Here is a 14842-nt window from a genome sequence, read left to right as displayed (position 1 = left end):
GTTTGCCGTTGACGGTGAGCGGCAGCGTGTCGAGCACGACGATCGCGGCGGGCACCATGTAGGCCGGCAGCCGCTGCGCCAACGCGGCCCGCATCTCCGCGGAATCGCAGGCGCCGGAGCGGGATTCGGTGACATAGCCGACCAGGCGTTTGTCGCCGGGCCGGTCCTCACGGGCGATGACGGCGGCCTGGGACACCCCGTCCTGCCCGGCGAGCGCGGTCCGGATCTCGCCGAGTTCGATGCGGTAGCCGCGGATCTTGACCTGCTCGTCGGCACGGCCGAGGTAGCGCAGCTGCCCGTCGGCGCCCCAGCACACCAGGTCGCCGGTGCGGTACATGCGCGTGCCGGGCGCTCCGAACGGGCACGCCATGAACCGCGATGCGGTCAATCCGGTCCTGCCGACGTAACCGGCGCCGACGCCCGCACCGGCCACGTACAGTTCGCCGACCACTCCGGCAGGCACCGGGCGCAGCCACTCGTCGAGCACGAACAGCGCGGCACCGGACACCGGCGAGCCGATCGGCACCACACCGGATCCCGGTGTCAGGGGAGCGCTGATCGCCACACACATCGTGGTCTCGGTGGGGCCGTAGGCGTTGATCATCACCCGGTCCCGCGACCACCGGTCCACCACCTCGGGCGGGCAGGCCTCACCGACCACCACGAGCGCCGCCGACTCCAGGCCGTGCTGCGGCAGTGCCGAGACCGCGGACGGGGTCTGGGTCAGCACGTCGACACCTTCGGCGGCGAGCAGTGCGTGGAAGTCCTCCGGTGACACCACGACCGTCTCGGGCACCACCACCACCCGGCCGCCGCGCAGCAGCGCGCCGAAGATCTCCCACACCGACACGTCGAACGCCAGGGAGTGGCACAGCGGCCACACCCCCGCGCGCGGCAGCCCGGAGTCCAGCGTCGCCAGCAGTTGCGTCACGTTGTGGTGGGTGATGGCCACGCCCTTGGGCACCCCGGTGGTGCCCGAGGTGTAGATCAGGTACGCGATGTCGTACGGGGTGGCGCCGAATGCCTGCGGCGCCGCGGGCCGGTCGGCCAGGGCCGGGTCGTCGACGTCCACGACGGGGGCGGCACATCCCTCGAGCCGGGACCGCAGGTCCGGTGTGGTGATCACCGCGACCGGCGAGGCGTCGGCAAGCACGAAGTCCACCCGCGTCGCAGGCACCGCCGGGTCGATCGGGACGTAGGCCGCCCCGGTCTTGAGGACAGCCAGAATGGCCACCACCGCTTCGGCACGGCGCGGCACCAGCAGCGCCACGTACCGCCCCGGCTCGGCGCCCCGCTCGGCGAGCAGGTGCGCCAACCGGTTCGACGCCTCGTCGAGCTCGCGGTACGTCCACGACCGCTCGCCGCAGGTGACGGCGAGCGCCTCCGGCGACCGTGCCACGTGTTCGGCGAACATCGCGGTGATCGACCACGGCTCCGGTGCGACGCGGTTCAGCGAGGCGAGGTTCCCGAGGGTCTCGAGCCGGGCACGCTCGCCGGCGTCGAGCAGTTCGATCGCCGACAGCCGCGCGCCGGTATCGGCCGTGATGGCCCGCAGCACCAGCTGCAGCCGCGTGACCATCGCCTCGACGCTGCGCGCGTCGAACACATCGGTCCGGAACTCGACCTTCCCGGCGATCCCCGCCGGTGCGCCGGCCTCGGTCCAGCGCTCGGCGAGCGAGAAGACCAGATCCATGTGGGAGACCTGCGCATCGAGCGGTACCGACGCCACCCGCAGTCCGTCCAGCGCCAGTCCCGCGGCCGGGTCGTCCTGGCCGGCGAAGTTCTGCCAGGCGAGCATCACCTGCACCAGTGGGTGGTGGCTGAGGCTGCGGGCGGGATTGAGCCGTTCGACCAGCACCTCGAAGGGCACGTCCTGGTGCTCGAAGGCCTCCAGGCTGCGGGTGCGGACCCGGGCCAGCAGTTCCGCGGCGGTGGGGTCTCCGGCGAGGTCGACGCGCAGCACCAGGGTGTTGACGAAGAAGCCGACCAGCTCGTCGAGAGCCGGGTCGCGCCGCCCTGCGATCGGGAAGCCCACGGCGACATCGGAACTCGAGCCGAGTTTCGACATCAGCGTCGCCAGTGCGGCCTGCACGACCATGAAGGTGGTGGCGTTGTGCTCGCGGGCGGTGTCGCGCACCGCCTGCTGGAGGTCGGCCGGCCAGTCCACGGTGACGGTGGCGCCGCGGTGGTCGGCGACCCGCGGGTAGGGGCGGTCGGTGGGCAGCTGCAACCGCTCGGGCATGCCGGCCAGGACGTCCTGCCAGTACGCCACCTGGCCGGCGATGCGGCTGTTCTCGTCGTCGAGGCGGCCGAACTGGTCGCGTTGCCAGAGTGTGTAATCCGCGTACTGCACCGGCAGTTCGGCCCACGCGGGTGCCTGCCCGGCGCTCCGGCCCGCGTAGGCGATCGCCAGATCGCGCACCAGCGGCGTCAGCGACCAGCCGTCCGCGGCGATGTGGTGCACCACGGTGACCAGGATGTGCTCGTCGTCGGCCACGCGGAACAGAGCCGCCTGCAACGGGATCCGGTTGGCCAGGTCGAACGGCCGGCGTGCCGTCTCCTCGACGGCCTCCGCCAACCGGTTCGCCGGCCCGCCCGTGGCGTCGACGACCCGCCAGCCCAGATCGGCCTGCTCGACGGGGACGATGAGCTGCTGCGGCGTTCCTGCGCTCGCCGGGAACGTGGTCCGCAGGCTCTCGTGGCGGTCGACCACGTCGGCCAGGGCCGCGGCCAGCGCGTCGGTGTCGAGCCGACCGCTCAGGCGTAGCGCGGCAGCCATGTTGTAGGCCGCCGACGGTCCCTGCAGCTGGTCGATGAACCACAGCCGGTTCTGCGCGAACGACAGCGGGATCTCCGCGGGCCGCTCACCGGCGACCAGCGGCTCCAGCCGGTGCGCGCCGGTGCCGATCCGCGGCGCCAGCTGGGCCACCGTCGGCGCCTCGAAGACGGTGCGTACCGCGACATCGGCGTCGAGCGCGGCGTTGACGGCCGAGATGAGGCGCATGGTGGTCAGCGAGTCGCCGCCGAGGTCGAAGAAGGAGTCGTCGACACCGACCCGGGGCAGGTTGAGCACCTGTGCGTAGATGCCCGCGAGGATCTCCTCGGTGGGCGTGGTGGGGGCGCGGTACTGGTCGGCCTGCTGGTAGTCGGGGGCGGGCAGGGCGCGGGTGTCGAGCTTGCCGTTCACCGTGACCGGCAGGTCGTCGAGGACGACGACGGCGGCGGGCACCATGTAGGACGGCAACCGGTCGGCCAGCATCGCGCGGGCCCGTGCCGGGTTGATCGTGCCGGTGGTGTACCCGACGAGGCGCTTCTCGCCCGGGGTGTCCTCGCGGGCGACGATGACCGCCTCCTGCACACCGTCGAGTTCGGCCAGGGCGGCCTGGATCTCGCCGAGTTCGATGCGGTAGCCGCGGATCTTGACCTGCTCGTCGGCGCGGCCGAAGTACCGCAGCTGCCCGTCGGCTCCCCAGCACACCAGGTCGCCGGTGCGATACATGCGCGTGCCCGGCGCACCGAACGGGCACGCCATGAACCGCGAAGCGGTCAGCCCCGGTCGCCGCCAGTACCCGATCCCGACACCGCGGCCGGCCAGGTAGAGCTCCCCGATCACCCCGGCGGGCACCGGCCGCAGCCATTCGTCGCAGACGAAGAACGCCGCACCGGTGACCGGCGACCCGATCGGCGGCGCGCCCGATCCCGCCGCGAGCGGGGTGCTCTTCGACGCCCACATGGTGGTCTCGGTGGGGCCGTAGACGTTGACCATCACCCGCCCCGGCGCCCAGCGGTCGACGGTCTCCACCGGGCAGGCCTCCGCACCGATCACCAGCGCGGCCACCCCGTCGAGGCCGTCGGTCTCGAGTCCCCTTACGGCCGAGGGTGTCTGGGTCAACACCGTCACGCCCTCGGAGACCAGCAGCCGGTGGAAGTCGCGCGGCGACCGGGTCTCCGCGTCGGGTACGACGACCAGGCGGGCGCCGTGCAGCAGCGCACCCCAGATCTCCCACACCGAGAAGTCGAAGGCGTAGGAGTGGAACTGCGTCCAGACCTGCTCGGCGGACAACGCGAAGCCCACCTCGAGGGTGTCGAACAGTGCCACCACGTTCTGCTGGGTGACCGCGACGCCCTTGGGGGTGCCGGTGGTCCCGGAGGTGTAGATGATGTGGGCGACGTCGTCCGGCGCGGGCCCGGGCAGCGCGGTCGCGGGCTCGGCGGCGATCCAGGGATCGGCGATCCCGATGACCGGTACGCCGCAGCCGGCCACCCTGTCGGCCAGACCCGCCGACGCCACCACCGCGACCGGTGCGGCATCGGCGAGCATGAACTCGATGCGGACTCGGGGATGGGCCGGATCCATCGGCAGGTACGCCGCCCCCGACTTCATCACCCCCAGGATCGCGGTGATCGCCTCGACCGAACGCGACAGCATCACCGCCACAGACGTTCCCGGGCCCGCGCCCGACGTCACCAGCAGGTGGGCCAGCCGGTTCGACCCCTTGTCGAGCTCGCGGTACGACAGCGACCGGTCACCGCACGTCACGGCCACCGCGTCCGGCGCCCGGCTCGCCTGCCGACCGAACACCGCGGGCACCGTCGTCGGCGTGCTCGACTGCGACAACACCGCGCGGTTACCCCACCGGTCCAGGCGGGCGCGTTCCTCGGCACCCAGCACATCCATCGCCGAGAGGCGTTGCGCGGGTTCGGTGATGACCGACTGCAGCACCTGCTGGAACCGGTCGACGAACGCCGCGATGGTCGTCGCGTCGAAGACGTCGGTGCGGAACTCCACGGTTCCGCCGATCCCGGCGGCCGCGCCGCTCTCGCTCCAGCGTTCGGCCAGCGAGATCGCCAGATCCATCCGGGCGGTCCTGGTGTCCACCGGCACCGGGGTGGCGTGCAGATCGCCGAGCGCCAGCCCGGCGGCGTCACTGTCCTGCCACGAGAAGTTCTGCCACCCCAGCATGACCTGCACCAGCGGGTGATGGGTCAGGCTCCGGGTCGGGTTCAGCCGTTCCACCAGCGCCTCGAACGGCACGTCCTGGTGTTCGTACGCGGCCAGGCTGCGCCGCCGCACCTGGGCCAGCAGGTCGGTGAAGCTGGGGTCGCCGGTGAGGTCGACGCGCAGCACCAGGGTGTTGACGAAGAACCCGACCAGCTCGTCGAGGGCCGGCTCCCGCCGTCCCGCGATCGGGAAACCGACCGCGACATCCGAACTCACACTCATCTTGGCGAGCAGCACCGCGAGGGCGGCCTGCAGCACCATGAAACTGGTCGCGTTGTGCTCGCGGGCCAGCCCCCGGATCTGCTGTTGCAGGTCCACCGGCCAGTCCACCGCCACCCGGCCGCCACGCAGGTCGGCCACCGGTGGATACGGCCGGTCGGTCGGCAGCGCAAGGCGGTCCGGCATGCCTGCCAGCGCGTCGGCCCAGTAGGCGACCTGGGCGGCGATCGGGCTGCCGCCGTCGTCGAGCTCGCCCAGCTGCCTGCGCTGCCAGAGCGTGTAGTCGGCGTACTGCACCGCGAGATCGGTCCAGCCGGGTGCCGCACCGGCGCAGCGGCTGGCGTAGGCAACCCCGAGGTCGCGCGCCAGCGGACCGATCGACGAGCCGTCGGCGGCGATGTGGTGCACCGTGGCCACCAGCACGTGTTCGACATCGGTGAGACGGAACAACGTTGTGGCGAAGGGAATCTCGTGCGCGAGATCGAACGTGTGGCGCGCCGCGGTCTCCATGGCCTCGTCCAGCCGGGTCCCGGCCCACCCGGCCGCGTCGACGACCTCCCAGCCGGGGTCGGCCTGTTCGGCAGGCACCACCAGCTGCTGGGGTACGCCGTCGGGCGCCGCGAACAACGTGCGCAGGCTCTCGTGCCTGCCCACCACGTCGGTCAGCGCGGCACCCAGCGCACCGGCGTCCAGCGGTCCGCGCAGCCGCAGCGCCACCGAGATGTTGTAGACCGGTGAGGGACCCTGCAGTTGGTCGATGAACCACAACCGGCTCTGCGCGAAGGACAGCGGCACCACCTCGGGCCGCTCACCGGCCACCAGCGGTTCGAGCCGACTGGCGTCCCCGCCGATGCGCGGCGCGAGCTGAGCGACCGTCGGCGCCTCGAACAGGGCGCGCACCGAGAGGTCGGCGTCCAGGGTGTTGTTGACCGCCGCGATGAGGCGCATCGCCGACAGCGAGTCTCCGCCGAGATCGAAGAAGGACTCGTCGACCCCGACCCGCTCGAGGCCGAGCACCTGGGCATAGATGCCCGCCAGGATCTCCTCGACCGCGCCTGCCGGTGCCCGGTAGCTGTCGGAGTCCTGGAATTCGGGCGCGGGCAGCGCTTTTCGATCGAGCTTGCCCGAGGTCGTCAGCGGGAACGCGTCGAGCACGACGATGTGGGTCGGCACCATGTACTCGGGCAGCCACTCGGTCAGCCGACGACGCACCGCGCTGATCTTCGTGTTGCTGTGCGGGTCGTTGGCCTGGGCGCCGCGACGGTCGGCGCCGGCGGGCGGCATGTAGAGATCCGTCAGCGGCGGAATGCGCCGGCCGTCGGAGGGGGTGTCGGAAGGGGTGAGGAAGACGGCGTCCACGGTGCCGGGTTCGGCGCCCCACGTGACACTCGCGTGGTATCCGGCCGCTTGCGCGATGCGGTGCAGGTCCTCGGGAACGACGGCGCCGGCCGCCGCGTCCTCGGCGTGTGCGAGCGCGCTCGGCAGGGGCAGCCCGTTGGCGATGCCCAGCTCGAGACGGACGTCTTCGATCAGCCCGGCGCGCGGGATCCCGGTGATGCGGACGATGTCGGGACGCTCCGACGACAGCCGGGTGTGCAGCCCGTCGAGGTCGCCGCACCGGGTCCACGCCCAGGTCGGCGCCGCCGCCAGGGAGCGCACCGCTGCCGGTGCCTTGTGCAGGATGACGTCGTAGCGGTACCGGGTGAGCTCGTTGTCGGCTCGGCCGCGCTTGACCTCGATCGCCACGCCCGCCACCGACGGATGGTCCTCGGCGCAGCTGGTGAAGAAGTCCGGCGCCAGCAGCAGTTCGGGTTCGCCGAGGATGGCGCGCTGCGTGCGCTGGCGGATCACGTCGGCGTCGGCGGCCTCGGTGCGGGCCAGCGCGACCGCGGTCTGGAAGGCGCCCTGCAGGGTGTGGTTGCGCACGTCGCCGACGAACATCGCCCCGCCGGGCGCCAGCAGGTCCATCGCGTCGGAGATGAGATCGGCGAGGTATCCCGCGTTCGGGAAGTACTGGACGACCGAGTTGATGACGACGGTGTCGAAGTAGCCCTGCGGTAGTCCGGAGGTGACGTGCGCCGGCTGGGCGGTGAGCTGAACCCGGTCGCGCCACGGGATGTCGAGCTGCTCCAGGGAGTGTGCGAGGTTGTCGATCACCACCGGGGACATGTCGGTCGCGACGTAGTGCTCGCATGCGGGCGCGAGCTGCGAGAGCAGCAGGCCGGAGCCGACGCCGATCTCCAGCACCCGTCGGGGTCGCAGCGCCATGATGCGGTCCACGGTGGCGGCACGCCACTCGGCCATGTCGGCAAGCGGGATGGCCTCCTCGGTGAGGCTGCTGTTCCATCCGCGGAAGTCCATGCCGAACGCAGGCACCTCGACGTCCGCGCCGTAGAGCTCGTCGTACAGGGTCTGCCACTCCTCGACGATCTCCGCGTCGTCGTTCGCGCTGCCGGTCTGTTCGAGCGTGACGTAGGCGATCAGGTGTGCGCCGGTGTCGCTGTGGTGCACGGTCGCGGCGGCCTGGGCGACCTGTGGGCAGGCCAGCAGGGTGTTCTCGATCTCGCCGAGTTCGATGCGCTGGCCGCGCAGTTTCACCTGGGTGTCGGCGCGGCCGAGGTAGTCGAGCGCACCCTCGGGGGTCCAGCGCACCAGGTCGCCGGTGCGGTACATGCGCTCCCCGGCGCCGCCGAAGGGGTTGGCCACGAAGCGTTCCGAGGTCAGATCGGTCCGGCCGACATACCCGTGCGCCAGTGCCGGCCCGGCCAGGTACAGCTCGCCGACGACGCCGACGCCGACCGGGTTCAGCCAGGCGTCGAGCACCGTCGCGCACACCCCGGGGATGGGGGCGCCGATCCAGATCGGCTGTCCCGCCGAGAGTGGCGCACACGTGACCCAGATGGTGGTCTCGCTCGGACCGTATCCGTTGAACATCCGCCGGCCCGGCGCCCAGGCGGCCACGAGTTCCTCGAGGCAGGCCTCGCCGACCGCGATCAGGGTGTGCAGCCGGTCCAGCCGGGAGCGGTCGAGCGACCACAGCACGGTCGGCGTGAGGATCGCCGCGGTGACGCGATGCCGCTCCAGCAGCGTGGTCAGGGCCTCACCGGCGTACTCCTGCGGCGGCGCCACCACCAGCGCCGCGCCGGCCTCCACGGCCAGCAGCAGTTCGCCGACCGACGCGTCGAATGTCGGCGCGGCCACCATCAGCACCCGGGCGTCTGCGTCGAGCAGGAACGTACTGCCCTGTGCCGCAGCCCAACCCAGCAGGCCTGCATTGCTGACCGCCACACCCTTCGGGGTGCCGGTGGAACCGGAGGTGAAGATGACGTATGCGGTGTTGTCCGGCCGCAGCGGCGAGCGCCGGTCGGCGTCGGTGATCGGCTCGCAGGAGTGCTCGGACACGTCGGGACCGTCGACGTGGACCACCGGTCGCCGACCCGCCGCGGCGACGGGATCGCCGCCACGCGCCAGCACGCACTGCGCGCCGACCGCGTCCAGCACGCTGGTGATCCGCTCGACCGGGTGGGCCAGGTCGACCGGCACGTAGTACCCGCCGGCCTTGGCCACCGCCCACCAGGCGACGACCAGTTCCAGCGAGCGTTCCATGGCCACGCCCACCGCGCGCTCCGGACCCACACCGGTTTCGATCAGCACCCGGGCCAGCCGCGTGGACCACTCGTCGAGTTCGCGGTAGGACAGCTGCCGCTCGCCGTCGACGACTGCCGTCGCATCCGGATCGGTGGCGACGGCCGCGGTCAACAGGTCCGGGGCCACGCCCACCGGCGCCGTCACACCGGCGCCGGACAATCCGGACAGCACGAGTTCGCGCTCGCCGCGGTCGAGCAGGTCGATCGACGACAGCCGTCGCGCCGGGTCAGCGGTCATGGCCGCCAGCACCCGCTGGAGCCGGTCGACGATCGCCTCGATACGGGCCGCGTCGAAGAGGTCGGTGTCGTACTCGACGCGCATGCCGATCTCGCGGCCCGGCATCGCCTCGACCGTCAACGGGTAGTGGTTGTACTCGCGGTTGGCGAACTCGGTGATGGTCCAGTCGTGCTCGCCCGCCAGCGCGCTGGTGTCGATCGGGTAGTTCTCGTAGACGAACAGCGTGTCGAACAGGCGGTCGTGGCCGCTGGCGCGGTGGATGTCGATCAGCGCCAGGTGCTGGTGGTCCAGCAGGTCGTTGTGCGTGTTCTGGAGCTGGTCGAGCAGTTCGGTGGTGGTGGTGGCCGCCGTGATGGTGGCCCGTACCGGCACCGTGTTGATGAGCAGGCCGACCATCGCGTCCGCGTCGGCGATGTCGGCCTGGCCGACGCGTGACCGAGGCGTGCCGAAGGTGACGTCGGAGTGGCCGGTCAGCGACGTCAGCAGCAGCGCCCACGCGCCCTGCAGCACGGTGCTGACGGTGGTGTGTCGGGAGCGCGCGAGCTCGCGGAGTGCTGCGGTGATCGGCTCGGGCACCTGGAACGAGGCGATGCCACGGCGCCCCACCCCGAACCGGTCCTGCGTACCGACCAGGGTGGGGCTGTCGAATCCGGACAGCGCCTCCCGCCAGGCCTCGCGTGCGCCGGCGAGATCGCGGTCCGCCAGCCAGGTGAGGAATCGGCGGTAGGAGCCGGGTGCCGACAGCGGATGCCCGTGGTAGATCGCGAAGATCTCGCCCAGCAGGATGGGCAGCGACCAGCCGTCCACCACGATGTGGTGGAACGTCAGCACCAACCGGTGCCGCTGCGGCCCGACCCTGATAAGCGCCACCCGGAACGCCGACTGGTCGGCGAGGTCGCAGACCGCGACACGCTCCGCCGCACACAGCCGGTCGCCCGCCGCGGTGTCCGTATCCGTGAGATCGGCGAATTGCCAGGCGATCTCGGGGTGGCGCAGAATCACCTGCACCGGCTCGGCGAATTGGTCGCAGAAGCGGGCCGCCAGGTGGGGATGGCGGTTGACGACGGCGCGGACCGCGTCTCGCAATCGCTGCGGATCCACCTGGCCCGCCACGGTGAAGTCGAGTTGCACCGCGTACATGTCGTCGTTGGCGTGGTCAGAATCGGCGTGGAAGAGCAGACCCTGCTGCAGCGGGGTCAGCGGCAGGATGTCGGCGACCTCGTACCTGCGCTGCACCTCGTCGAGTTCCCGCTGGGTCAGCCTGGCGGGGGCGATGTCCGACGGGGTGAGTCCGCCGCCGCCGCGTTGCACGTGTGCGCAGATCCCGGCCAGGGCCTCGAACCACAACCGGCTCAGGCGCTCGACACCGGCTTCGTCCATCACCGACGGGGCCCACGTCCATGCGGCCCGCAGGCACGGGCCGGCATCGGTGTCCGTGGTCATCGCATTGACTTCCACGGTGTGGGCCAACGGGATTGCGACCGCCGCGGCGGCCTCGGTCAGCGGGAGACCGTCCTCGCTGGGGCGCCACAGCTCCTCGGGGAGGGCGGCTGTCCCGGCCCCGAGTCGCCCGAGATAGTTGAACCCGATGGCGGGGTCCGCACCCGTCAGGTCGACGTCGGGGTTGAGATACCGCAGCAGGCCGTACGTCAGACCGTCGGGCAGGGCGCGCAGCCGCTCCTTGGCGTTCTTGACGACCTCCCCCAGTGCGGCGTCGCCGGCGCTCACCTGCGCCCAGGACAGCCCGCCTGCCGTGAGTGACACCGGGTATTTGGCGGTGAACCAGCCCACGGTGCGCGACAGGTCGATGTCGGCGCCCAGCTCCTCGGCCCGGCCATGGCCCTCGACGTCGACACCGACCGGTGCGCTTCCGGTGCCGAGGAGCTCCCCGAGCGCCAGACCGAAGGCGATCAGCAGGATGTCCTGCGCCCCGACGTGGAACGCCGTGGGCACCTCGCCAAGCAACCGGCCGGTGGTGTCGGCGTCCAGCGTCACCGACAGGTGCCCGGCCGTGTCATACGTGTCGAGCTCGGGGTTTACCGCGGGCAACGCCGGGGGAAGAGCCGCGACCCGCCGCCACGCGTCGGCCTGCTCGACGACCTCGGGCGCGAGTGCGTGCTGCTCGAGCCGCCTGGACCAGCGCGCGAACGACGTGCCTCCCGGAGGCAGGGCGACGGCTTGGCCGCCGCGGTGCTGCGCCCAGGCGATGTTGAGGTCCTCCAACAGGATTCGCCACGACACCCCGTCGACGGCCAGGTGGTGGACGATCAGGGCCAGCTGTCCGGTGCCGGGCGCCCACAGTGCGATGAGCATCCTCCCGGCGGCCGGGTCCAGTCGTCGCCGCGCGTCGTGCAACGCCCCATCGGTCAGCAGCTCCACCGGATGCACGCAGTCGCGGGCCCGCACGGATCCGGGTTCGGACACCTCGAGCGACCACGCGCCGAAGTCGTCGACACCGGCCGACATCCGCAGTGCGCCGTGCTGATCTAGCAGCGCCTGCAGCACGATTTCGACGTCGGCCCGGGTGACGCCCGCCGGGGCCTGCAACACCATCGTCTGGTTGAACTGGTCGACCTGGCCGTCGACGCCGCCCAGCCACCGGATGATCGGGGTGGCCACCACCGGCCCCGTGCCCTCGTCGACCTCGCCGACCTCGTCGTCGGCGACCCGGGCGACCCGGGCGAGCCGGGCCACGGTCTGCTCGACGAAGACGTCGCGCGGCCGGCACACCACTCCTGCGACCCGGGCGCGCGCCACCACCTGCATCGACAGGATGCTGTCGCCGCCGAGCTCGAAGAACGAGTCGTCGACGCCCACCCGTTCGAGTCCGAGGACCTCGGCGTAGATGTCGGCGAGGACCTGCTCTACCGAGTCGGCCGGGGCGCGGTAGGTCTCGGTGGTGTAGACGGGTGCGGGCAGGCTGCGGGTGTCCAGCTTGCCGTTGACGGTCAGCGGCACGGCGTCGATCACCATGACCGCGGCGGGCACCATGTAGGCGGGCAGTCGCCGGGCCAGTCGCGCCCGGAGCTGCGTCGGATCGAGTCTCCCGGAGACGATTTCGGTGACATAGCCGACGAGTCGCCTGTCCCCCGGACGGTCCTCCCTCGCGATGACCGCCGCCTGTTCGACGCCGTCCAGTTCGGCCAGCGCCGCCTGGATCTCGCCGAGTTCGATGCGGTAGCCACGGATCTTGACCTGCTCGTCGGAGCGGCCCATGTACCGCAGCTGCCCGTCGGCACCCCAGCGCACCAGGTCACCGGTGCGGTACATCCTCAATCCGGAAGCGTCCCCGGGAGTTCCGAACGGACACGCCACGAACCGCGACCCGGTCAGGGCCGTACGGCCCACGTAGCCCATGCCGACACCCGGACCGGCGACGTACAACTCGCCCACCACCCCGGCAGGCACCGGTCGCAGCCAGTCGTCGCAGACGAAGAGCGCCGCCCCCGCCGCGGGTGCGCCGATCGGCGCCGCACCCGAACCCGCCGCCAGGGGTGTGCTCATCGACGCGTAGATGGTGGTCTCGGTCGGACCGTAGGCGTTGACCATCACCCGGCCCGGCGCCCATCGGTCCACCACCTCGGCCGGACAGGCCTCACCACCGACGAACAGCGCCGTCGAGCCCAGCGCCTTCGGCGACAGCATCCCCGCCGCCGAGGGGGTCTGCGTGAGCACGGTGACCTGCTCGGCCAGCAGCATCGCCTCGAAGTCCTGCGGCGATGCGGCCACCTCCTCGGGCACGACCACGAGCCGGCCACCCCCGAGCAACGCGCCCCAGATCTCCCATACGGAGAAGTCGAACGCGTACGAATGGCATTGCGACCACACCTGTCCCGGCGACAGCCCGGCTTCCAGTGAGCCGAGCAGCTGCGCGACGTTGGCGTGGGTGATCGCCACCCCCTTCGGCGTGCCCGTCGTGCCCGAGGTGTAGATCACGTAGGCCACGTCGTCCGGCTTCGGCGCCGACAGCGTTGTCTGCGTGTCGATACCGGCGGCGGGCCGGTCGATGTCGATGACCGGCACACCGCAGCCGGCCAGCCGGCCGGCCAGTTCCGAGGTGGTGACGGCGACGGTCGGCGCAGCGTCGCCGAGCACGAAAGCGATCCGCTCATCGGGGTGCATCGGGTCCATCGGGACGTACGCCGCCCCGGTCTTGAGCACCGCCACGATCGCCACGATCGCTTCGGCCGACCGGGGAAGCAGCAATGCCACCGAGCCGCCGGGGCCGACGCCGCGCCCGGCGATGGCGCGGGCCAACCGGTCCGACGCCGCGTCGAGTTCGCGGTAGGACAGTTGATCGTCACCGCAGGAGACCGCCACCGCGTCCGGTGACCGATCGGTCTGCGCGGCCAGCAGTTCGGGGACCGTCGCGGCCGGCGGCGCCGGGTGCGCCGCCAGCTCGCGACGGCCCGCCCCGTCCAGATGGGCGGCTTCGCCCGCCCGCAACACGTCCATCGACGACAGCCGCGTCTCCGGATCGTCGGACATCGCGACCAACATCCGCTGCATCCGCTCCGCGAGATCCGCGACCTCGAAGCCGGCGAAGGGTTGGCCGGCGCCCACGGTGCTGAGGAACTGCTGGTCGCCGAAGCCGAGCAGGAAGAGCCCGAAGTGGCCCACCGGGCCGAAGGTCGTATAGCTCGCCGTCGCCGTCGCACCTGCGAAGTCCATCGTGAGCCGGGCGGGCACGAAGTTGACGACCACCCTGTTGCGCGCTTGCCGCGAACTGGCGTTGGCAGCCAGCGTCTCCACCGGGAATTGCTGATGGCGCAACAACTCTCGGGTGCGGGTGTCGACCTGCCTGCAGAAGTCGGCGACGGTGCACCGCGGATCGGTCTTCAGTACCAGCGGCACGATGCCGGCGAGCATCCCCGGCAGGAGCTTGCTTTCCGGGCTCACCCGCCTGCTGACCGGGAAGTCGAGCACCAGTTCGTCGGAGTCGCCGCCGCCGAGCCCACGCACCAGGAGCGCGCACACCGCGGTCATGATCGATGTGCGACGGACACCGAATTGCTTGGCCAGCGTCTTGATCCGGCCGACCACGGCGGGGTCCATCTGGACCTGGGCCGACGGCCAGTACGTCTCGCCACCGGTGTCCTGAGGCGCGCCGAGGTCCGGACCGCTGCCCGACGGAAGGTTCCGGCTCCAGTACTCGCGGTCATCGCGGAATTCGGCGGAGGCTTCGTAGGCCGACTCGCCGTCGACCAGGTCGCGCAGCGAGGGGAAGTAGGCCGGCGGGACCGGGCGGCCGGTGGCCAGCGCGGTGTAGATGGCGGCGATCCGCCGGCCGATCAACGAAAGGCCCAGTCCGTCGAGGATGATGTGGTGACAGCAGGTGTACCAGATGTACTGGTCGGGACCCGTCTGCAACAGCGAGAAGTTGATCAGCGGACCGTCCAGCGGCATCGGCGTGCGCTGAATACCGGTCGCCATCTCGCGGGCGTCCCGCTCCGGATCCTGCGCGCCCGTGAAGTCGTGCCGGCGCAACCGGGTATCAGGATCGTCGACCACCCGCTGGAACACCTGGCCGTCGACCTCGAAGAAGGTGGCCCGCAGCGCGTCGGCCTCCTGCACCACCTGCCGTATCGCCTGCTCGAACAGGTCGTGCTCGATCCTGCCCTCGATGTGTACGAGGACGCCGAGCTGCCACTCGGTGCTCTGCCGGCTCGTTTGCTGAGCCATCCAAATGTCCATCTGGGCGCGTGTCAGCGGCAACGCCCTGTCGTCCGGCTCCAC

1 protein-coding gene (only partly in view) is annotated in these 14842 nt (G+C 71.4%); it reads right to left on the bottom strand.

All coding sequences use genetic code 11. The annotated features are described in order from the left end of the window. Positions 1-14842, bottom strand: partial view of a non-ribosomal peptide synthase/polyketide synthase gene (locus tag AB0K11_RS16325; RefSeq protein WP_364978527.1) — the 5' portion only. Its footprint begins 16394 nt before the window's first position; the window shows 14842 of its 31236 coding nt (coding positions 1-14842); its start codon is at positions 14840-14842; its stop codon lies beyond the left edge, outside the window.

It is taken from the genome of Mycobacterium sp. NPDC050551, from assembly GCF_040674075.1.
In the GTDB taxonomy this organism is placed as follows: Bacteria; Actinomycetota; Actinomycetes; order Mycobacteriales; family Mycobacteriaceae; genus Mycobacterium.
The sequence above is the reverse complement of the archived record's forward strand: the minus strand, read 5'-3'. Positions and strand labels throughout refer to the sequence as shown.